Consider the following 22548-nt stretch of genomic DNA (forward strand, 5'->3'; position numbering starts at 1 on the left):
CAATTACTTGTTGACGATCTTGCGACCTTTGTAATAACCGTCAGCTGTTACGTGGTGGCGACGATGAGTCTCACCAGAGGTAGAGTCAACCGACAGTGTAGGGCCGCTTAGCGCATCGTGTGAACGACGCATGTCGCGTTTTGAACGACTTTTACGATTCTTTTGAACAGCCATTTACGCTATCTCCTAGTTATTTACGCTTTAATTCTTGCAACACAGAAAATGGGTTATCAGAAGGTTTTTCATCTTCTTCAATTTCACCCCATGTCATTGCGTCACGGTCTACTGAGCAGTCCTCTGGTGCGTGTCTTGCCACAAGAGGCATTGCCAAAATGAGTTCATCTTCAATTAACCCGTGAAGGTTAACTTCGCCGAATTCGTTAGTCTCGATCGCTTCATAGCGTTCAGGTAACTCATCAGCTCCCTGCTTGGAAGAAACAGGAGCATACGCAAATTGCGCGGTAATATCAACCTCAAATGGCTGATTACAACGCTGGCAGGTTAAAATAACACTGACCGACGCCGTACCGGAAAAATAGCTCATACCCTGCTCATCCACACCAAACTCGACCACCACTTCTGGATCTGTCTCGCAAGGTTTAGCAAGCAATTCCTGCAAACGCTTTAATGTTTGAACAGGAACAACGCCATCAAACGTTTGCTTTTTATTCGCGCTCTTTACCGGGTCAACGCTGACCGGAATTCTGACCTTTTGCATAGGCAGCTTATAATACCTTTTATGACAGATTCTGACAAGCTTAATCCTGTTGCGCGAGCGGGTTAACACCGACATTACGCAAGAGTTCAAGCAACGTTATGGTTGGTAATCCGATCAAACTGTTCGGATCTTTACCTGACAATTCAGCAAAGAGTGCTGTACCTAACCCTTCGCTTTTAAAACTTCCGGCACAATTTAATGGCTGTTCGAGCGCTACATAACGGCGAATTTCCGCCTCGCTTATATCGCTTCGAAAAGTAACATAAAACGGCTCACACACGGTTTGTGACTTACCTTCTCGCGCGTCATACAAACTTAACCCGGTATAAAAAGTCACCCGTTGTCCAACAAAACTCATTAGTTGCTCGACTGCGCGATCTTGTGTATGAGGTTTTCCGAGAATCTCATCATGACACACGGCCACCTGATCCGAGCCTATAATAAGCGCGTCTTGTGCGTTTGGCATCGAGCCAGCCACTTTAATAGCCTTTTCTTCAGCAAGTCGTTTTACAAGCGCTTGAGGTGTTTCATCGGGCAACGCCTGTTCATCGATTTCGGGTTTAAAAGTTTCAAAATCAAGGTGTAAACGCTCCATTAATTCGCGTCTGTAAGGCGATGAGGAGCCAAGAATTAGCTTTCGAGCCATGTCGTTCGTCCTTTATATGGCAGTTCTAATCTGCTGCAACAGGTTCGGTAATGAGCTGAGTTCATCAATGACGTCAATAGCGCCCTGAGCACGCAAGCGGTCACCCGAGTGCGTTCCAAAACTAACGCCTATCGCCGCGACGCCGGCATTGTTCGCCATTTGCATATCATGAATGGAATCACCTACCAGCACCGTTTCACTGGCTTTGACCTCAAGGGCAGCCATTATCTCAAGTAGCATTTTCGGAGACGGCTTACCCTCACTTTCATCGCTGCAACGCGTGATACTAAAGAAACCACGGGTGTGTGTTTCTAACAGCACTCGGTCCAAGCCGCGACGGGCTTTACCTGTGGCGACGGCTAATTGCAGTGAACTGTTCTTAAGCTGCGTGAGCAAGGGTAACGCACCGTCAAATAGAGGAGATGGCGTTGCATTTCGTTCCACATATTCATCGCGATAAACGGTTAAGAAAGCCTGATGAGTATCTGGGTCTAAGCGCCCGAACAAGCGTTCGATGGCGGGTTCAAGGCTGATGCCGATAATCTCCTGTACATCTTTGGTTGATGGCACAGGGAGCGTCAAGGTGCGCGCCGTTTCTTGCATCGCCGATACGATACGAGGCACCGAGTCCATTAAGGTGCCATCCCAATCAAATACAACGAGTTTTACCACAATGCCCTCGCTTACTGGTTAGATGCGTGTCAGCTTATCAAGGATGCCCGACAAAGCATCATCTAGCGGTGCTTCAAATGAAACGGTTGTTTCGCTCACGGGGTGCTTAAAAGATAACTGCCAAGCATGCAAGAATAGCCGCGTAAGACCGCCCGCTTGCATGCGCTCATTAAACGGTGCATCCCCATATTTAGGATCACCCGCAATCGGGTGCCCCGCGTGTAAGGCATGAACGCGTATTTGATGAGTACGGCCTGTTACCGGTGAAGCTTCAACGAGCGTTGCCTCAGCGTAACGTTGATTAATTCTAAAGCGCGTATGAGACGGTTTTCCTTCCACATCGACGCGCACGATCCTCTCACCAGACTTTAGCGTGTTCTTTTTTAATGGCGCTTCAACGCTACGCACATTTTTTTGCCACTGGCCCCTTACTAAAGCAAGGTACTGTTTGTTCATCTCTTTATCACGAAGTTGCGCATGCAATGCTTTTAATACACTGCGCTTTTTCGCAATCATTAATAAACCACTGGTGTCTCGGTCCAGTCGATGCACCAATTCCAATGCTGTGTCATTTGGGCGTAATGCGCGTAAACCCTCGATTAGGCCAAAACTCAAGCCCGAACCACCGTGAACCGCAAGGCCAGATGGTTTGTTGACAATCATCAATGCATCATCTTCAAAGACGATCGCCTGCTCGAGTTCGGCAACCTTTTCGAGCTTGGGCGATGGCAAGTCAGGTTTAGGCGCGACTTTGACAGGCGGGATTCGAATCGCATCACCTGCCTTAATCTTGTAATCGGGTTTTGTACGCTTTTTATTAACCCGCACCTCGCCTTTTCGTAAAATACGGTAAACCAACGACTTCGGGACACCCCGCAGTCGAGCGATTAAAAAGTTGTCGATACGTTGCCCAGCTTCCTCGCTGACAACGTCGTGCCACTGCACTTGATTGAATTCTGTGTTCATGGCGCTATTTTAACATCAACTTTGGTTGCGTGTGCACAAAAAAACGTGCTTGTCTTGCGTGCATGATTTGTGATTTAATGAAGTGTCAAATTTTATGCCGCGCTGAGTATCTATCAGCGGCCTTATGAGGCGCACACTCAGTGGCTGGTTTGAGACGACATTAATCGTGTAGTTGGCTACAAACCATGCTCCGTCCCTACGTCGAGATACGGTAAACCGAGATTTCGAATGCACAGGGTTGCTTTGGAGATAGTTTTGTTAGCGAGCTACGTTTGTAATTAACGCTACTTGGTAGCGTAGCCCTCGATAACCGTTTGTTTCGAGGAGCGGATTTGAAGACAGACAGTCAATCAGATAAAGAATAGTTTGAGGCACACGTTATATTCAGTCGAAATGAACGCAACGGGTGGCCATGCAAGGTTCCTGAAGAACCCCAAGTACAATCAGTCAAAGAAGTAAAGCACGTCTGCTACCGCTATACGCTTACCAGTGGCACAATAATATTGAGTCACTAAAATGAAAAGAATGTTAATCAATGCCACGCAGCTCGAGGAGTTGCGTGTTGCGCTGGTTGATGGTCAGCGCTTGTACGATCTAGACATCGAAAGCCCAGGTCATGAACAAAAGAAAGCCAATATTTACAAGGGTAAAATCACCCGCATCGAGCCGAGTTTAGAGGCTGCTTTCGTAGACTACGGCGCCGAGCGCCACGGCTTTCTACCTCTCAAAGAAATTGCTAAAACCTACTTCCCCGACGGCTACACATTCAATGGTCGCCCCAATATCAAAGATGTTGTGCGCGAAGGCCAAGAAGTTATTGTCCAAATTGATAAAGAAGAACGTGGCCAGAAAGGCGCTGCGTTAACTACTTTTATCTCGCTTGCCGGTAGCTATTTGGTGCTAATGCCTAACAACCCCCGCGCTGGCGGTATTTCTCGTCGTATCGAAGGCGAAGAGCGCTCGGCATTGAAAGACGCATTAAGCGAAATTAATGTGCCAAAAGAAATGGGACTGATTGTTCGTACCGCAGGTGTTGGCAAATCAAAAGAAGAGTTGGAATGGGATTTAAATGTCCTGATTCATCACTGGAGTGCTATCACGGAAGCCGCTGGCAAACGCTCTGCTCCTTTTCTGATTCACCAAGAAAGCAACGTAATTTTTAGAGCGCTGCGTGACTACTTGCGCCGTGACATCGGTGAGGTATTAATTGATAGCAAGAAAGTGTTCGAACAAGTCCGCGATCACATTCAACTGATTCGCCCTGACTTTGTCAGCCGCGTTAAGTTGTATGAAGGCGATGTGCCTTTGTTCAGTCATTACCAAATTGAGAGCCAAATCGAATCGGCATTTCAACGCGAAGTCCGTTTGCCTTCGGGTGGCTCGATTGTCATCGACCCGACCGAGGCATTAACGTCGATTGATATTAACTCGGCACGCGCCACAAAAGGCGGCGACATCGAGGAAACGGCTTTTCAAACCAACTTAGAGGCTGCTGAAGAAATTGCACGCCAGTTGCGCCTGCGGGACGTGGGTGGTTTGGTCGTTATCGACTTTATTGACATGACTCCGACACGACATCAACGCGAGGTCGAAAACCGCTTGCGTGACAGTCTAGCGCATGACCGTGCGCGTATTCAGGTCGCTCGTATCTCACGCTTTGGCTTGCTTGAAATGTCGCGTCAGCGTTTGCGTCCGTCATTAGGCGAGTCGGCCAATGCGGTATGCCCTCGTTGTAGTGGTCAAGGCACTATTCGCTCAAGCGAATCACTTGCGTTGTCAATTCTGCGCTTAATCGAAGAAGAAGCCATCAAGGACAACACGGTCCAAGTTCAAGCACAGGTACCTGTATCCGTCGCAACATTCTTGTTAAACGAAAAACGCGCATCGGTTATTAAGATCGAAGAGCGCCACAACGTTAAAGCCGTTATTATCCCCAATCACCATATGGATACGCCTCACTTTGATGTTATCCGTATTCGTGATGATGAGGTGCCAGAAACGGCAAGCTTCAATCAAGTTCAAAAGCCTGAACAACCCGAAGAAAGCGTTGCTATTACGCTCACTAAAGAGCGTCAGCAACTTGAAGAACCTGCCTTGAAAGGTTTACAGGCACCGAGTGCCCCCCCTGCACCAGCACCGGCACCTGCTCCACAGCAACAAGCGCGACCTTCAGTGAAAGCGGAGACACCTTCGCTATTAAAGCGTATTAGTGTTTGGTTAAGTAAATTGTTGGGCACAGATGAGGCTGAAGAAAAGCCACAGGAAACCCAGCAACGCGATAACAACAACCAGCAGCGTCGTGGTCGCAACAATCAACGTCGTAACAACCGTAATAACGGTCGTCGCAACAATAATCGTTCGCCAAACAAGCGTGACGCTGAAAAACCAAACACCGAAGCTGAAAGCAAGCCAAATGACAAGGCTAAATCAGAAACGGAGCGCAACAACGCTGAGGGTCGTCCGAATTCGAACCGCCGTAATCGTCGTGGTCGCAACAGAAACCGCAACCAGAATCAAAATCAGGCAGCTAATAAGCAACCGGATACAGCCAACAACCCTGTTGACGAACAAGCGGTCGATACAGCGAAGAATGAGCCACAAGAAAAGCGTGACACACAGCCGAAGAAGCGTCGTGAGCCTCGTAAGTTAGAGCGTTCTGTGCGCGTTAAAGGCAATGCAGCTACAGCCCAAGAAGAAACGGGGCAGCAAAAAGCTCCGAAACCTGAACCGACTCAGCAAGCAGAGGCAACGGTTGATGGTAAGCCGCAGGCTGAGAAAGCACCTGCCGATGATGTATCGGTCGATGTTATCAAGAAGAAGGTCATGGATCCGCGCATGCAAGCCGCTGCGGAGCTGGTTAAGCAAGAAGCGGACGATACTTCAACGCAAAATGCAGCAACCCAGGCGTCGAACAACGAAACTCAAGTCGTTTCAGAGTCGGAGCCGACGCCAGAGCCCAAGGCCGAGCAACAACCTGCTGACGACGCTCAACGCAATGACGCTGTAGCTGACGTCAAGCCGGCTGAAGCAAATGAGGCGAAGCCAGAGCCTGAGCAGAGTGATGAGCCTACTGCCGAGAGCGAAGAGCAAGCCCCCGCTGCTGAGCCAGTCTCGCCTGAGGTTGCTGAAACACCTGCGTCGCAGGCAGAAGAGCACCTGCCGACTCAAGCAACCGAACAGGCATCGGCACCAGCGGCCGCGCCAACATCCGACAGCGCGCCGAAAGAGCGTAATCGTTCGCGTCGTTCGCCACGCCACATGCGTGCTGCAGGACAACGTCGCAAGCAAGAGAGAGAGAGTAGTCAACAAGACAAAGCTCTGGTTCAACCGGTACTGCCCTCACAGATTAAGGGCGGAAAAGCGTTCTCGGGCATGACAAAAGCCTCTGCCCAAGCACGTGCCTCTGAGTTCAGCGCCTTGCCAATCGCTCAAGCTGAATCACGTAAGCCGTTTACCAAATCGGCACGTGTTGCTTCGATTGCATCGGCAACCAAATCAGCACAGGCTGAAATGACTAAGTGCTCAAGCTAGCAGATATTGGCTAAGCACCATGATAAAAAGGCTGCCCAAGGGCAGCCTTTTTTGTGATTGCTCAAGCTATTCAAGTGTCAACTTGGCGCGGTTTTTATCCAATGTTCGCTGACCGATACCTTTCACTTCAAGTAACTGTTCAAGGCTCTTAAAGCCTCCTAGCTGCTCGCGAAACTTAACGATATTTTCAGCTTTCGACTGACCGACCCCCACCATTGCATTTGCAATTTGGTCCGCCGTTGCGGTGTTGATATTCAGTTTATCAGTCTTACTTTCGGCAGACTGCACATAGGGTGTCGGTGCGGTAATTGTTGGCGCCGCTACCGCAGCTTTACCAACGGCAAGTCCTGAGGCCGCAATAATTGCAGCCGATAATAGAGTTTTACGTAACATTGCTTTCTCCTCTTGCTACGCTGAGCAATTCAGCGCAACAAGCATAGTGAACTGGAGAAAATTTGGGAGGAGAGATTGCCTAATTACGTTATTACGACGCTAACGAAGCAAGGATGTCTGACACAGCTTGAGCAGGATCAGCCGCCTTAGTAATAGGTCGACCAATCACCATATAATCGACGCCCGCGCGCTGCGCCTGTTCAGGTGTCATTACACGTTTTTGATCATCTTGTTGGCTGCCCGCTGGACGAATACCGGGGGTCATTAATTTAAAGGACGCGCCCAACGCTGACTTTAACAATGTCGCTTCTTGTGCTGAGCACACAACACCGTCTAATCCCGCTGATTGGGTCAACTCAGCAAGCGCCTTAACTTGTTCCTGTGCTGAGCGTTGGACACCTATCTCGAGGAGATCGTCATCGCTCATGCTGGTTAAGACTGTTACCGCGATTAATAACGGTTGATGGGGTTCTTTTACTAACGCGGCTTTTGCCGTTTCCATCATGTTACGCCCGCCCGACGCATGCACATTAACAACATCAACACCGAGACGTGCTGCTTGCACCACTGCCTTAGCCACTGTGTTGGGGATATCGTGAAACTTAAGGTCAAGAAATATTGAAAACCCCTGCTCTACCCAACGACGCACCCATTCTGAACCCGCAGCAGTGAACAATTCCTTGCCCACTTTTAAGCCGACTTGTGTTGCGTCCAGCTGTGTAATCAATTGTTGCGCTTCTTCTGCGGTTTCAAAATCGAGTGCGACGTATATCAAGGGTAAGCTTTTATTATTCACCGTCTAATCCTTTGATGGGTTTAGTTGAGCCCCATGTTTTACACGAGGGACATTGCCAATAGAGTGTTTGCCCAGAAAAACCACACTGGCGACATGCGTAACTCGGGCGTTGTTTTATATGTTCAGAAACCATTTTCTGCAACATACGTAAACTCTCGCGAGCATTACCGACATCGGCAGCGCGTATGTGGAAATCCATTAACTGATGAAAGCCCCGCATGGTTGCATGCTGCTCCATCGCTGAGCGAATAAAGCGCTCGGCGGCATCCCCACCCTGGTTTTCGAATAAATATTCGGATAGTTCTATAACGGCACTGGTGCCGGCATTTGCAGCAACGCAGCGGTTGAGAAATTCGATATAACCGGCTTCATCATGCAAACTCATATAGCATGCTTTTAGCGGTTGCAGTACATCGCGGATAAATTGCTTGTCCTGCTCGAGGACAAATTCGTAACAATGGATAGCCTCGCGCATTTGATCGCGACCTGCATAGATCTGCCCAAGCAAAATGCTCGCTCGGACACATTGTTTATCGTACTTAAGAGCTTTTTTGCAAAATTTTATTTGTTTAGCTATCGATTGTTCTGTTAATGACAGCTCACAGTACAGCTGCCCAACCACCGTCTCTATGTGATCGTCTCGATTGAGTCTTAGAGCAACTTTTATTGCCTTATCCCAGTCGTGGGTTGCTTGAAACAGTTCAAGCAGATAGTGGCGACTGGCATTTCTAAATAACTTATGGTTTTGCAAACGCGTAAACATTTGCTCTGCACGATCGTATATTCCCGCAGACAAATAGTCTTTACCCAACTCAAACATTGCGTTGAGTCGGTCATATTCAGTGATATTGCTTCTATTGATAAGATTTTGATGGATTTTAATAGCACGTTCGACTTCACCGCGGCGCCGAAACAGCGTGCCTAGCGTCCAGTGTGTCTCGAGAGTGTCACTATCGACATCTAATAATTCGACAAAGAGGTCTACGGCTTTATCGGGTTCATCGGATAGTAATAAATTTAATCCGGTCGCATATTTTTTTGAAAACTGTTGTTGCTCTTTACGTTCCTCTGAGCGCACGCTGTTACGCCCCATGAACCAACCATAGGCGGCAGCAACTGGAAGGAGTAAAAACAACAGCTCTAACATAAGCGGTTACGACTGCTTTTCACGTATTTCAGTGGCCTTTTGCTCAGCTCGCTTTAAACGTCTTTCTAGCTTGGCATTTCTTATGCGCCATTTGATGCCATATAGCGTGAGTAAGACCAAACCTATGGCAAAACCCATAGCTAAAAATATGGCGGCTAAACCCGCAACCGAAAAATCAGCTTTTGCGATTAGGAAGTTAACACTGACCGCAGTGGGGTTTTGAGCACCAAACGCGAGAGCCAGCAAAAACAAGAGGATGATGGGAACAAATATTAATATCCGTCTAAGCACGTTCCGAGCCTCATATAAATAAAAACGGCATGCCAGTATAGCATGCCGTTTTCAACGAACGAACGCAAACTAATTAAAATTGTCGACGCGTTCCCGTAACTCTTTACCCGGTTTAAAGTGAGGAACGTACTTACCGTCCAACTCAACCCGTTCTCCGGTTTTGGGGTTACGTCCGACACGCGGAGCGCGATAATGAAGTGAGAAACTTCCAAAGCCCCGAATCTCGATGCGACGACCTTTTGCTAAACTTTGAATCATCTGCTCGAGAATATCCTTTACAGAAGACTCGACCGTTCGCGGAGGAAGGTCCGAGAACTTCAGTGTTAATTTCTCAATCAACTCCGATTTTGTCATCTTTCCAACCTCCTCGCTCAAGATTTAATTAATCGTCGGTTTTAGCAGCTTTGAACGCGTCAGCCATAGCACTGTTAATACCAGAGCTTTCTTGCTGCTTGTTCACTTGTTCAACTGCTTCTTTCTCTTCAACTTCGTCTTTCGCGCGGATAGACAAGCTTAAGGTGCGGTTCTTACGATCCACGCCCATGAAGCGAGCTTCAACGCTATCGCCAACGTTCAACTCAGTGCTTGCGTCTTCAACGCGCTCACGTGAGATGTCTGCTGCACGGATATAACCTTCAACGCTGTCCGCTAATTCAACTTTAGCGCCTTTAGCGTCTACTTCAGTGATTGTACCGTTAACGATAGAACCTTTCTTGTTCGCTGCTAAGAAGTTGTTGAACGGGTCTTCTTCAAGCTGTTTGATGCCTAAAGAAATACGCTCGCGCTCTGCGTCGACTTGCATAACCACTGCAGTGACTTCTTCGCCTTTCTTATAATCACGAACCGCTTCTTCGCCAGTCGCGTTCCAGCTGATGTCTGAAAGGTGAACCAAACCGTCGATACCGCCGTCTAGGCCAATGAAGATACCGAAGTCAGTGATTGACTTGATCTTGCCAGAGACTTTATCGCCTTTGTTGTGGTTCTTAGCAAACTCTTCCCATGGGTTTGGTTTGCACTGTTTAAGGCCAAGAGAAATACGACGACGTTCTTCGTCGATTTCAAGAACCATAACTTCAACAGTGTCATCCAAGTTAACCACTTTAGAAGGATGAACGTTTTTGTTAGTCCAATCCATTTCTGACACGTGTACAAGACCTTCAACGCCTTCTTCGATTTCAACGAAGCAGCCGTAGTCAGTCAAGTTGGTCACGCGACCAGTAAGGCGAGTGCCTTCTGGGTAACGGTTTGCGATATCCGCCCATGGATCTTCGCCAAGCTGCTTAAGACCAAGTGATACACGAGTACGCTCGCGATCAAACTTAAGTACTTTAACAGTGATTTCGTCGCCAACATTAACGATTTCGCTTGGGTGCTTAACACGTTTCCAAGCCATGTCGGTGATGTGCAATAAGCCATCTACGCCGCCAAGGTCAACGAACGCACCGTAATCGGTAAGATTCTTAACGATACCTTGAACTTCTTGACCTTCCTGCAGGTTCTCAAGCAACTCTTCACGCTCTGCACTGTTCTCTTTCTCGATAACTGCGCGGCGAGAAACAACAACGTTGTTGCGTTTCTGATCAAGCTTGATAACTTTGAATTCAAGGTCTTTGTTTTCAAGGTGTGCAGTTTCACGTACTGGACGTACGTCAACCAATGAACCTGGCAAGAACGCACGAACGCCGCCAAGATCCACAGTGAAACCACCTTTAACTTTACCAGAAATGATACCAGTAACAGTTGCGTTATCTTCGTATGCTTTTTCCAGCTGCAGCCAAGCTTCATAGCGCTTAGCTTTTTCGCGTGAAAGAATTGTTTCACCGAAACCGTCTTCAACCGCGTCCAATGCTACGTCGATCTCATCACCTACAGTGATTTCAAGCTCGCCGTCTGCATTGCGGAATTGTTCGGCAGGGATAGCACTTTCAGATTTCAGGCCTGCGTCAACTAAAACAAGATCTTTTTCGATCGCAACGACAGTACCTTTAACGATAGAACCCGGACGAGTTTCGACTTCTTTCAGGCTCTCTTCAAACAGCTGTGCAAAATTTTCTGACATATGTATTAACTTCACTTTTTAGATGACATCCACTGGACATCCTGTTCAGCGGGGTTATTAAAATCACCTGCACGTATCCTTACAGCAGGTCCCTAAATAGCTCGTCTTAAGACCAGCTAGCTAGTTTGTGACAGTTTGCTGTGAGCAAACTCCATAACCGTGTCGACCACTTCATCGATGCTTTTGTCGCTTGAATCGATATACAGCGCATCATCAGCCGGTTTTAGCGGTGCGACAGCACGATGTGTGTCGCGATCGTCGCGCTCTTTTATTTCGGTTATTAATTGGTCAATATTAGCATCAAAACCCTTTTCCTTCAATTGTAGGAAGCGACGTTGTGCGCGCTCCTCAGCTGAGGCGGTTAAGAATACTTTGGCATCGGCGTCAGTGAACACCACGGTGCCCATATCGCGACCATCAGCAATGAGTCCTGGCAACTCTTTAAAACCGCGTTGGCGGCGCAATAACGCCTCTCTAACCCGCGGTAACGCTGCGATCTTCGATGCCATGTTGCCGACGCTTTCGGTACGGATAGTCAGGGTAACGTCCTCACCTTCGAGGATGATATGCGTCAAGCCTTTATCTTCTTCAGCTTCAAACTTCACATCCAGGTGTGAAGCTAACGTGACAAGCTTCTCTTCTTCTTCAGGCTCAAAATCGTGGTGAATCGCGGCTAACGCCAAAACACGATAAATTGCGCCACTATCAAGAAGGTGCCAGCCTAACTTCTCGGCCAACAAACGGCTCACAGTGCCTTTGCCTGAGCCACTAGGCCCATCGATTGTAATTACGGGTACGCGAGTCGCCATAAATTCCTCTATTTGCCCTGCTCTTTGCAGATTTAAGCGCGCAATTATACTGATTTGTGAAAATTTTGCATCTTTTGTCACGCGCTGTTTACATCAAAGTTTGACGTAAGGCTATATTTCAATCGTGACAAAGACGTGAAAACTCTTCAAAAAACCGAGGATACGTTTTAGAGCAACACTGCGGATCATTAATGCTTACACCAACTGGCGAAAACGCAATTAATGCGCCGCACATCGCCATGCGGTGATCATCGTACGTGTCTAAGGTGGCGTGTTGCCACTGCTCGGGAGGTGTTACACTCAGATAATCTGCGCCCTCTTCAACACGCGCTCCGACCTTGCGTAATTCAGTCGCCATTGCTGCAAGGCGGTCCGTTTCTTTTACCCGCCAACTCGCCACATTGCGAATGACTGTTGTCCCCTGCGCAAATAACGCCATCGGAGCAAGTGTCATAGCAGCATCTGGAATATCGTTACAATCGACATCGATCGCCTTCAACGCGCCTTCGCGGTATACCCGAATACCATGTTCAAGCATTTCCACGGTAGCGCCCATTTTCTGGACAAGCTCGGCAAACCGCACATCACCCTGGATAGAGTGTTTACCGACACCATATATTGTTATCGGTCCACCACTGATTGCTGCCGCGCCCAACCAATAGCTTGCCCCGCTGGCATCGCCTTCAACAAAATAGGTTTCAGGTGAGCGGTACTGCTGACCACCGGCAATGGCGTAATGACGATCGCTGAGTTTGCGAATGCGATTACCGAAGTCACGTAACATCGCCAAGGTCAAATCAATGTAAGGGACGGAAATGACGTCGTTGACCAGCATCAGTTCACTGTCTTGCGGCAGCAAAGGCAACGCCATTAAAAGCGCCGAGATATATTGACTCGAGACACTGCCATCAATACGCACCTCACCGCCGCTAAGGCCTCCCCTGATGGTAAGCGGAAGAAAACCCGGCTCGGCATGACAAGCAATATCAGCACCCGCTGCTGTTAAGCTATCGATCAGTGCCGCGATAGGCCGCTCTCGCATACGCGCATTGCCATCCAGACGCATTGCTTGGTCTTCGCGCAAGGATGCCGCTAAAACCGCAACCAAAGGTCGCACTGCGGTACCCGCATTACCCAAGAACAGTTCATCATGACGAGGCTGCCAACGACCACCCCACCCGTGCAGCTGGTATTCAGAAGGATCTGATTCGTTGCGAGTAATGGTGACGCCGAGTATTTGTAAGGCCTCGAGCATGCGTGCTGTATCATCGCTTTCGAGGACATTCTTAAGGGTCACGGGTTGGTTACACAGCGCCGCCATGAGCAACGCGCGATTAGAGATACTTTTTGACCCAGGTAACGTGATAGTACCGCTACACCCTGTTCGAGTGGCAAGGTGTAACGGATCAGGTAAATTCAACAACTTAGTACCTTTATTATGCAATGCGCTCCATCGCTTCGATAAACGCTTGATTTTCTTTGGGGAGCCCAATACTTACGCGAAGATGATTAGGCAATTCGTAGCCCGCGACTGGACGTACAATAACGCCTTCATGTAACAATTTCTGATAAATCTCAGCAGCATTTGCACCAACTTCGATGGTCAAGAAGTTGCCATAAGAAGGAATGTAGTTGTATCCGTGTTGCTCACAGAAGCCAACGAGCTGCTGCATGCCTTCTGCGTTAACGCGCACGGCTTGTGCCAAATACTCGTCATCATCCAATGCAACTTCCGCCGCTTTTAACGACAGCGCATTGACGTTGAAAGGCTGACGAATACGGTTCATTAGATCGGCAATCGCTGCAGAACTCACTGAGAAGCCTGCCCGTAAACCTGCTAAACCGTAGGCCTTTGAGAACGTTCGCGTAACCACTAAATTATCAAACTCCGCTAACCACTCTATTGAGGGTGCGCGTTCATCCGATGGAATGTATTCATAATAGGCTTCGTCGAGCACAACCAACACGTTATCAGGCACTTGCTTGATAAAGTTATACAGCGCCTCGGTGCTGAGAAAGGTGCCGGTTGGGTTGTTTGGGTTAGCCACAAAAATCATGCGTGTTTTCGGTGTGATAGCCGCTAACATCGCATCTAAGTCATGACCATAATCCTTTGCCGGCACGGCCACGGGCGTTGCACCGATCGCTTTGGTCACAAGTGGGTAAACCACAAAAGCATGCTGCGAGAAGATAACTTCATGCTGCTCATTCACAAATGTACGAGCAAGCAGTTCAAGTACGTCGTTCGAGCCGTTTCCCAAAGTGACTTGGTTTGCTGCAACAGAGAACTTATCGGCAATCTTACTTTTTAGATAAAAGCCGTTGGCATCCGGATAACGAATTAAATCGTCGACTTCGGCCTGAAGTGCATCTTTAACACGTGCGCTAATACCCAAAGGGTTTTCATTAGACGCTAACTTAACCACGTTGTCTAAGCCCAGTTCACGCTGCAGCTCGTCCATCGGTTTACCCGCTTGATACGGTTGTAACTCGCGAACACCCGGGTTTGCCATTTGCGTTGCATCAAACTTTGCCATGCTCTTTCCTTCTTTTTATTCTTTATTTAATCAGCCGATTTAGCCGTGGGTTCGTTCAAACTCCCGCATAAAATCAATCAATGCTTCGACCCCTTCGTACGGCATTGCATTATATAAACTGGCTCGCATACCGCCGACAAATCGATGACCTTTGAGACCGACCAGGCCGGCGTTTTTAGCTTGCTCCAGAAAAATCTTATCGAGCTCACTATCCGCCAATTGAAAGGGTACATTCATAATCGAGCGATAGTCAGGATGGACTTCATTTCGATAGAAGTCAGATGCGTCAACATAATCGTACAACGCTGATGCCTTGCGGTGATTGAGTTGTCCAATTCCCGCTAAACCGCCTTGACGCTTAAGCCATTTGAAGACTAAGCCCGATAGATACCAAGCGAAGGTATTCGGCGTGTTATACATAGAATTATCGTTTGCTTGTAATTGATAATCCATAATTGAGCTTACTTCAGGCTGCGGTTGACCTAACAGTGACTGCTTGACGATCGCAATCGCGAATCCTGAAGGACCAATATTTTTCTGCGCGCCGGCGTAGATCACGCCAAAACGGCTGACATCCAAAGGCTCGGATAAAATATTCGATGACATGTCGGCAACGATCGGCGCGTTGACATCGGGAATGTCGTGCACTGCGATACCATCCACTGTCTCATTTGGGCAATAGTGGAAGTAGCGTGCGTTATCGCTTAACTGCCATTCGCTCGCGGGCTGAATACGTTTGCCCTGCTCTGTTTGCTGAGCAGCGCCTACCACATTAACCTGGCTGACATACTTCTGCGCTTCGCGAATGGCATACCCCGACCACGTCCCGCAATCGAGATAATCAACTGTATCGGTTTTTGCTGCAATGTTCTGTGGCACCGCAGAAAACTGACCACGACCACCACCTTGCAAAAACAAGACATGATAATCATCTGGCACATTGAGCAACGTGCGCAAGTCTTGCTCAGCCTCTTGTGCCATTTTCACGTATGCAGGGTCTCGGTGTGAAAATTCCATCACCGACACACCCGTACCATTCCATTGTAAGAACTCTTCCTGTGCTTGCAGCATCACCTCGGCCGGCAACATCGCCGGCCCGGCAGAAAAGTTAAAGATCTGACTCATCGTTCGCCTCGGCATTATCAGAAGCCTGATTGTCATCAGCCACTTCTGCTACCTCACCTTCCACAACGGCAGCCTCAAGGTCTTCGTCATCAACCTCATCGATGCGTTGTAGACCAACCACTTGTTCGTCATCACCGGTGCGGATTAAACGCACACCTTGTGTGTTACGACCGACCATGGATACTTCATTAACACGCGTGCGTACTAAGGTACCCTTGTTACTAATCAGCATAATTTCGTTGCCATCTACGACTTCCATCGCTCCGACAACAGCACCATTACGCTCACTGACTTTAATCGATACAACACCCTTGGTTGCGCGGCTCTTAGTCGGGTACTCCTCGACCAATGTACGTTTACCAAAGCCGTTTTCCGTCACGGTCAAAATCGCCGCTTGCTGCTCTTCTTCGTATGAGCCGGGAACGATAAGGCTAACGACTTTTTGTCCCTCTTCTAAACGAATACCACGTACACCTGTGGCCGTACGACCCATCGAGCGTACCTGGTCTTCCTTAAAGCGAACCACTTTACCGCCATCAGAGAACAACATAATTTCTTGCTCGCCGTCGGTAATATCAACGCCAATAAGCTCATCGCCATCATTCAGATTAAGCGCAATAATACCGCCGTTACGTGGACGAGAATACTCAGGCAGTGGTGTCTTCTTAACCGTACCGTGCTTAGTTGCCATGATGACGAACTTATCTTCTGGGTAATCACGGGTCGGAAGAATCGCAGTGATGCGTTCATCAGATTCAAGTGGTAACAAGTTAACGATAGGCTTACCGCGTGAAGCGCGACTCGCTAACGGCAACTGATAGACCTTCATCCAATAAATGCGACCGCGGGTCGAGAAACATAAGATGGTATCGTGCGTGTTGGCAACCCACAGACGCTCAACGAAGTCGTCGTCTTTCATCTTAGTGGCTGCTTTACCTTTGCCGCCACGGCGTTGCGCTTCATACTCAGTCAATGGCTGATACTTAACATAGCCTTCATGAGACAGTGTTACCACAACGTCTTCTTCATTGATTAGGTCTTCCATGCTGATATCGTGCGCAGCCGCGGTGATTTCGGTTTTACGTGCATCACCAAAGTTGTCACGGATATCCACCAGCTCTTCGCGAATCACTTCCATCAAGCGCGCAGTTGAGCGCAAGATATGGAGCAACTCTTCGATTTGCTTCAATAGACCTTTGTATTCGTCCAAAATCTTCTCGTGCTCTAAGCCTGTTAGCTTATGCAAACGAAGGTCAAGGATCGCCTGAGCTTGTTCTTCGGTCAGGTAATAACTACCGTCACGTATACCAAACTCTTCTGGTAAATGTTCAGGACGTGCTGCATCAACGCCTGCTGATTCCAGCATGGCCGCAACATTACCCAACTCCCATCCACGCGCAACCAAGCCTTGCTTAGCTTCTGCTGGCGTAGGCGAGCGACGAATCAGTTCAATAACTTCGTCGATGTTCGCTAATGAGATCGCCAAACCTTCCAAAATATGGGCACGTTCGCGTGCTTTACGCAGTTCATAAACTGAGCGGCGAGTCACTACTTCACGACGGTGACGGACAAAGGCGTCTAATACTTGATAGAGGTTAAACAACTTAGGTTGACCTTTATCAAGGGCAACCATATTGATACCAAACACCACTTGCATTTGGGTGTTCGCATATAAATGATTCAGAACGACTTCAGCGACATCTCCACGGCGAATCTCGATAACGATACGCATACCGTCCTTATCTGATTCATCGCGTAATCCGCTAATGCCTTCAAGGCGTTTTTCTTTCACCAACTCGGCAATTTTCTCGATCAAGCGGGCTTTGTTCACTTGATACGGGATCTCGCTGACAATAATGCTTTCACGGCCTGATTTCTCATCGACCTCAACATCCGCTTTTGCACGCAAGTGGATGCGACCGCGACCGGTCTTGTAGGCTTCTATAATGCCCGAGCGGCCTGAGATACTTGCTGCAGTTGGGAAATCTGGTCCTGGGATATATTCCATCAGCTCTTCAATGCTGATTTCAGGATTATCGATCAACGCCAAGGTGCCGTTGATTACTTCAGTTAGGTTATGTGGAGGAATGTTGGTTGCCATACCAACCGCAATACCTGATGAGCCATTTACCATCAAGTTTGGTACTTTGGTAGGCAGAACATCTGGAATACGTTCTGTACCATCATAGTTATCAACAAAATCGACCGTTTCTTTATCGAGATCGGCTAACAACTGATGGGCAATTTTTTCCATCCGAATTTCGGTGTAACGCATGGCAGCTGCCGAGTCGCCATCCACCGAACCAAAGTTACCTTGACCATCAACCAAGGTGTAACGTAGCGAGAACGGTTGTGCCATCCGTACGATGGTGTCATAAACCGCACTGTCGCCATGAGGGTGATACTTACCGATAACATCACCCACCACACGGGCAGACTTTTTATAGGGTTTGTTGAAGTCATTCCGCAATTCATTCATCGCGAACAGTACGCGACGATGCACGGGTTTCAAACCATCCCGAACATCTGGAAGCGCTCGACCCACAATCACGCTCATCGCGTAATCAAGATAAGAACTTTTTAATTCATCCTCGATATTGATGGGTGAGACTTCTCTAGCCAGATCGCTCATATATGTATCCCTAAACTCAAGCTATACTTAATCGTTGTTATAATTAATCAGGTATTGTACCCGTCACGGGGTGATCACGCACCCTCTTTTTCAAAAACGCCCACTGATGTAAACTCTACAGAAGTTCATCCAATTTGGAACCTCTAGCACATGTCAGAACGACCTTCTTTAAGTGCCCTTAGCAATAATGTCGACGAAAACGAAATCGAAAAGTTTTCTGCCCTTGCTTCACGGTGGTGGGACACCGAAGGCGAATTCAAACCATTACATCAAATTAATCCACTGCGATTGACCTTTATTGAACAGCAAGTGGGTGGCTTATTCAATAAGCGCGTTGTTGATGTTGGCTGCGGTGGTGGTTTATTGACCGAAGGTATGGCGAGCAGAGGCGCGCAAGTCACCGGTATTGACCTTGCACACGACTCACTAGAAGTCGCACGATTGCACGCACTCGAGTCGCAACTGCGTATCGACTACCAGCAAGTCAGTGCCGAGAATTTCGCAGCAACCCATGCAGAGCAATTTGATGTTGTCACCTGTTTAGAAATGCTTGAGCATGTACCAGACCCCGCTTCGATTGTCAGTGCTGTATGTAATATAGTGAAACCGGGCGGTTATGCGGTTTTCTCGACCTTAAATCGTAATGTGAAATCTTGGCTGCTAGGCATCGTAGCCGCTGAGCATGTTTTGCGTTGGGTCCCCAAAGGCACTCACCAGCATCAACGTTTTATCAAGCCGTCAGAACTGCTGCGGATGACTGATAGACATGGATTGCAAGCGATGAAAATGAGTGGCATCGTATATAAACCGCTTCAAGGCTTTATGATCGACCCGCACGATGTCGATGTTAACTATATCGTTGCGTTGTACAAGCCTAACCGTTAACCGTATAAGGACGCAGAGTGAATACACATCCGGTAGCCGCAGTATTATTTGATCTTGATGGCACTTTATTAGACTCGGCACCGGATTTGGGATTCGCACTCAATGAAGTCTGCCGAGAGAATAACCTGCCAGAAATCCCAGCGGAAGTATTTACTCCAGTCGCCTCGCATGGGTCACGCGGGTTATTGAGTTTAACCCAACTCGATGACGACACCCTACTCACGCTTAAACCGCGTTTTCTAGAGATTTACCGTGAGAACCTAGCGCGCTACAGCCGCTTATTTGATGGTATTGAGTTATTGCTAAGCAATTTACGCCGCCATCAAATCAAAATTGGTATTGTTACCAATAAGCCTGAGTTTTTAACGCATCCGTTAATAGCACAATTTGAAGCCTTACAAAGTATTTCGGTGGTCGTCTGCGGAGACACCTTAGAGGTTGCCAAGCCCTCTCCTAAACCACTTTATTATGCTGCTGAACAACTCGACGTTGATCCCAAAGACTGTATTTACGTGGGTGATGCTGAGCGCGACATCATTGCAGGCCGTGATGCTGGTATGGTGACGGTGTTGGCTGAATACGGTTATATATCCAGCAATGACCAACCTCAACAATGGTTGGCTGATTACACCATCGAACGTCCAGACGCGCTGTTAGAGTTGTTGGCGCTATCGGAATATACAGACTAAGTCGTTCATTTTTTGATAGTTTTTATTACACCTTTTTTTCATAGAACGGTTGTTTCTAAAGTCATGTTTTTTTCAACTAAAAAATTATAATTTTTACACTTTCACGCAAGCCTATGCGCGATAAGCGCTTGCAAAATTTCAAGCCGATCTAAGCTAATATTTAGTACTAAATATACTTGATCGATGTGCGGGTTGTATCTAGTATGCCTGTATCACATCGACTACTAGATATTGTGTTCATTTGGTGTACAGACCGAAAATTACACAATATCTTGTGGCCACAAGTCTATAACAAACAGCTAAGAGTCGGCGCTAAAATGAACGAGCAACTTTTCGTCACCAAACGCAGTGGTCAACGCGAACCACTGAATTTAGATAAGATTCATCGTGTCATCATGTGGGCAGCAGAAGACCTAAATAATGTTTCTGCTTCTCAAGTCGAAATTAAGTCGCATATTCAGTTCTATGATGGGATAAAAACCGAAGATATTCATGAGACCATCATTAAGGCAGCAGCCGACTTAATTTCAGAAGAAGCGCCTGACTATCAATACATGGCTGCACGTTTAGCGATATTCCATTTGCGTAAACGCGCCTATGGCAAGTTTGAGCCACCTCGCCTATACGACCATGTCAAAAAAATGGTTGCAGAAAAGCGCTATGACGCTCACCTACTAGAAGACTTTAGCGAGCAAGAATTTGACCAGATGGACGAAATTATCGACCACTGGCGTGACATGAACTTCTCTTATGCTGCGGTGAAGCAATTAGAGAACAAGTATCTCGTGCAGAACCGCGTGACTGGTGATATCTATGAGAGTGCACAATTCCTTTATATACTCGTTGCTGCGTGTCTTTTTGCCAATTATCCTAAATCGACACGTATGGATTATATCAAGCGTTTCTATGACGCGACGTCAACGTTTAAGATTTCGCTGCCGACCCCCATCATGTCGGGTGTGCGCACACCAACACGTCAATTCAGCTCCTGTGTACTGATCGAGACAGGCGATAGCCTTGATTCGATTAATGCCACCGCAAGTGCCATTGTTAAGTATGTCTCTCAGCGCGCTGGTATTGGTATCAACGCCGGTCGTATTCGTGCGCTCGGTAGTCCTATCCGTAATGGTGAAGCTTTCCACACTGGCTGTATCCCGTTTTATAAGTATTTCCAAACAGCAGTGAAGAGCTGTTCACAAGGCGGCGTGCGTGGTGGTGCTGCCACCCTGTTCTACCCGCTGTGGCATCTTGAGATCGAAAACCTGTTGGTGCTTAAAAACAACCGCGGCGTTGAAGAGAACCGTGTTCGTCACTTGGACTACGGCGTGCAATTCAACCGGTTAATGTATCAGCGTCTGGTTAAGGATGATTTCATCACACTTTTCAGCCCATCGGATGTACCTGGTCTATATGACGCATTCTTTGAGGACCAAGAAGAGTTCGAACGGTTATACGTTCAATACGAAAATGATGAAAGCATTCGTAAAAAGCGCATTAAAGCGATCGAATTGTTTAGTCTCTTTATGCAAGAACGTGCGAGCACAGGTCGAATCTACGTGCAAAACGTCGATCACTGTAATACTCACAGTCCGTTCGATTCAAAAGTCGCGCCTGTGCGTCAGAGCAATCTGTGCTTAGAGATCGCGCTACCGACTAAACCACTCCGTCACGTCAATGACGAAGAAGGTGAAATCGCACTATGTACTTTGTCAGCGTTCAACTTAGGTAAAATCGAATCACTCAGCGACTTCGAGGAGCTAGCTGACTTAGCGGTGCGCGCTCTTGATAGCCTACTGGATTATCAAGAATATCCGGTTCCAGCAGCTTACAACGCCACCATGAACCGTCGTACCCTCGGTATTGGTGTTATCAACTTTGCCTACTATCTGGCGAAGCATGGTGTTAAATACTCCGATGGTTCGGCGAACGGTCTCGTACACCGTACCTTTGAAGCGATTCAATTCTATTTGATGAAAGCATCAATGGAGTTGGCTAAAGAGAAAGGCAAATGTCCTAAGTTTAATGAGACAACCTACTCTAAAGGTATCTTACCGACCGATACGTATAAAAAAGATTTAGACGCATTCTGCTCTGAACCACTGCACCTTGATTGGGATCAGTTACGTAAAGACATCCAAGAGCACGGTATGCGTAACTCAACGCTATCGGCATTGATGCCTTCTGAAACCTCGTCACAAATTTCTAACGCGACAAATGGCATTGAGCCACCGCGCGGATTTGTGAGTGTTAAAGCGTCAAAAGACGGTGTGACTAAGCAAGTAGTACCTGATTACGAAAACTTGAAAAACAACTACGAGCTATTGTGGCAGATCCCTGACAACAAGGGTTACTTGCAACTGGTCGGCATCATGCAGAAATTCGTCGATCAAACAATCTCAGCCAATACCAACTACGATCCAAGCAAGTTTAATGGTGCCAAGGTGCCGATGAAGCAGCTGCTTCAGGATCTTTTAACAGCGTATAAGATGGGTGTTAAAACCCTTTACTATCACAATACGCGTGACGGTGCGGCTGATAACCAATCCGATATTTCCGCTGAACAAAAGCGTCAACGTAAGCAAACCGATCGCCCTGCTGAGGTAGTGATTGAAGAAGACGATGATTGCGCAGGCGGTGCGTGCAAGATTTAAT

20 protein-coding genes are annotated in these 22548 nt (G+C 47.7%); 4 read left to right on the forward strand and 16 right to left on the reverse strand.

Annotated elements, in window-relative coordinates; all coding sequences use genetic code 11:
- Positions 1–3 precede the first annotated feature (3 nt).
- Genes rpmF through rluC form a run of 5 tightly spaced genes read right to left on the reverse strand, consistent with a single transcriptional unit; the run spans position 4 to position 3002 of the window.
- Entirely contained in the window at positions 4–174 is a 171-nt protein-coding gene (rpmF, locus tag DFP83_RS03305) for a 50S ribosomal protein L32 (protein ID WP_110573146.1), read from the reverse strand.
- A 16-nt stretch (positions 175–190) separates the two neighbouring features.
- Positions 191–718: a 23S rRNA accumulation protein YceD gene (gene yceD / locus DFP83_RS03310; protein ID WP_110573148.1), complete on the reverse strand. Its 528-nt coding sequence runs from the start codon at positions 716–718 to the stop codon at positions 191–193.
- A gap of 40 nt (positions 719–758) precedes the next feature.
- Positions 759–1364, reverse strand: a complete 606-nt coding sequence (locus DFP83_RS03315; RefSeq protein ID WP_110573150.1) for a Maf family protein — start codon at positions 1362–1364, stop codon at positions 759–761.
- Positions 1365–1376: 12 nt separating this feature from the next.
- The gene (locus tag DFP83_RS03320; protein ID WP_110573152.1) at positions 1377–2036 is read right to left on the reverse strand and encodes an HAD-IA family hydrolase; all 660 of its coding nucleotides are present in this window, start codon (positions 2034–2036) and stop codon (positions 1377–1379) included.
- 18 nt (positions 2037–2054) lie between these two features.
- A complete protein-coding gene (gene rluC, locus DFP83_RS03325; protein ID WP_110573154.1) occupies positions 2055–3002 on the reverse strand; it encodes a 23S rRNA pseudouridine(955/2504/2580) synthase RluC in 948 nt (315 codons plus the stop codon).
- A 516-nt stretch (positions 3003–3518) separates the two neighbouring features.
- Here rluC and rne point away from each other — a divergent pair.
- Entirely contained in the window at positions 3519–6533 is a 3015-nt protein-coding gene (gene rne, locus DFP83_RS03330) for a ribonuclease E (RefSeq protein ID WP_241971577.1), read from the forward strand.
- A gap of 66 nt (positions 6534–6599) precedes the next feature.
- Here the strand turns inward: rne and DFP83_RS03335 are convergent, their stop codons facing one another.
- The 11 genes from DFP83_RS03335 to gyrA all read right to left on the reverse strand — a co-directional run bounded on the left by DFP83_RS03335 (position 6600) and on the right by gyrA (position 18322).
- Entirely contained in the window at positions 6600–6926 is a 327-nt protein-coding gene (locus DFP83_RS03335; protein ID WP_110573158.1) for a ComEA family DNA-binding protein, read from the reverse strand.
- A gap of 91 nt (positions 6927–7017) precedes the next feature.
- The gene (gene pyrF, locus DFP83_RS03340) at positions 7018–7722 is read right to left on the reverse strand and encodes an orotidine-5'-phosphate decarboxylase (protein ID WP_110573160.1); all 705 of its coding nucleotides are present in this window, start codon (positions 7720–7722) and stop codon (positions 7018–7020) included.
- Positions 7715–8869, reverse strand: a complete 1155-nt coding sequence (lapB, locus tag DFP83_RS03345; protein ID WP_110573162.1) for a lipopolysaccharide assembly protein LapB — start codon at positions 8867–8869, stop codon at positions 7715–7717. Before lapB ends, pyrF begins: the two co-directional genes overlap by 8 nt.
- Before the next feature lie 6 nt (positions 8870–8875).
- Entirely contained in the window at positions 8876–9160 is a 285-nt protein-coding gene (locus tag DFP83_RS03350; protein WP_110573164.1) for a lipopolysaccharide assembly protein LapA domain-containing protein, read from the reverse strand.
- 69 nt (positions 9161–9229) lie between these two features.
- Positions 9230–9514, reverse strand: a complete 285-nt coding sequence (ihfB, locus tag DFP83_RS03355) for an integration host factor subunit beta (RefSeq protein WP_110573166.1) — start codon at positions 9512–9514, stop codon at positions 9230–9232.
- Between the two features lie 28 nt (positions 9515–9542).
- Positions 9543–11219 (reverse strand): 30S ribosomal protein S1, encoded by a 1677-nt coding sequence (rpsA, locus tag DFP83_RS03360; protein ID WP_110573168.1) that lies wholly within the window; start codon positions 11217–11219, stop codon positions 9543–9545.
- A 116-nt stretch (positions 11220–11335) separates the two neighbouring features.
- Positions 11336–12028: a (d)CMP kinase gene (cmk, locus tag DFP83_RS03365; RefSeq protein WP_110573170.1), complete on the reverse strand. Its 693-nt coding sequence runs from the start codon at positions 12026–12028 to the stop codon at positions 11336–11338.
- Positions 12029–12146: 118 nt separating this feature from the next.
- Positions 12147–13448, reverse strand: coding sequence for a 3-phosphoshikimate 1-carboxyvinyltransferase (aroA, locus tag DFP83_RS03370; protein ID WP_275540951.1), 1302 nt, complete (start codon positions 13446–13448; stop codon positions 12147–12149).
- Between the two features lie 16 nt (positions 13449–13464).
- Positions 13465–14565 (reverse strand): histidinol-phosphate transaminase, encoded by a 1101-nt coding sequence (gene hisC / locus DFP83_RS03375; protein ID WP_110573173.1) that lies wholly within the window; start codon positions 14563–14565, stop codon positions 13465–13467.
- A 39-nt stretch (positions 14566–14604) separates the two neighbouring features.
- On the reverse strand, positions 14605–15690 hold the full coding sequence (gene serC, locus DFP83_RS03380; RefSeq protein WP_110573174.1) for a 3-phosphoserine/phosphohydroxythreonine transaminase: 1086 nt from the start codon (positions 15688–15690) through the stop codon (positions 14605–14607).
- Positions 15674–18322: a DNA gyrase subunit A gene (gyrA, locus tag DFP83_RS03385; RefSeq protein WP_110573175.1), complete on the reverse strand. Its 2649-nt coding sequence runs from the start codon at positions 18320–18322 to the stop codon at positions 15674–15676. The genes serC and gyrA overlap by 17 nt, the downstream gene beginning before the upstream one ends.
- A gap of 150 nt (positions 18323–18472) precedes the next feature.
- On the opposite strand from gyrA, the gene ubiG reads away from it, so the two are divergent.
- From ubiG to nrdA, 3 genes are all read left to right on the forward strand, one after another.
- Complete coding sequence (gene ubiG, locus DFP83_RS03390; protein ID WP_110573176.1) at positions 18473–19207, forward strand: bifunctional 2-polyprenyl-6-hydroxyphenol methylase/3-demethylubiquinol 3-O-methyltransferase UbiG; 735 nt, start codon at positions 18473–18475, stop codon at positions 19205–19207.
- Between the two features lie 17 nt (positions 19208–19224).
- On the forward strand, positions 19225–19896 hold the full coding sequence (locus tag DFP83_RS03395) for an HAD family hydrolase (RefSeq protein ID WP_110573177.1): 672 nt from the start codon (positions 19225–19227) through the stop codon (positions 19894–19896).
- A gap of 317 nt (positions 19897–20213) precedes the next feature.
- The gene (gene nrdA, locus DFP83_RS03400) at positions 20214–22547 is read left to right on the forward strand and encodes a class 1a ribonucleoside-diphosphate reductase subunit alpha (RefSeq protein WP_110573178.1); all 2334 of its coding nucleotides are present in this window, start codon (positions 20214–20216) and stop codon (positions 22545–22547) included.
- Position 22548 lies beyond the last annotated feature (1 nt).

Origin of the sequence: Idiomarina fontislapidosi, from assembly GCF_003226255.1 — a bacterium.
GTDB lineage: Bacteria > Pseudomonadota > Gammaproteobacteria > Enterobacterales > Alteromonadaceae > Idiomarina > Idiomarina fontislapidosi.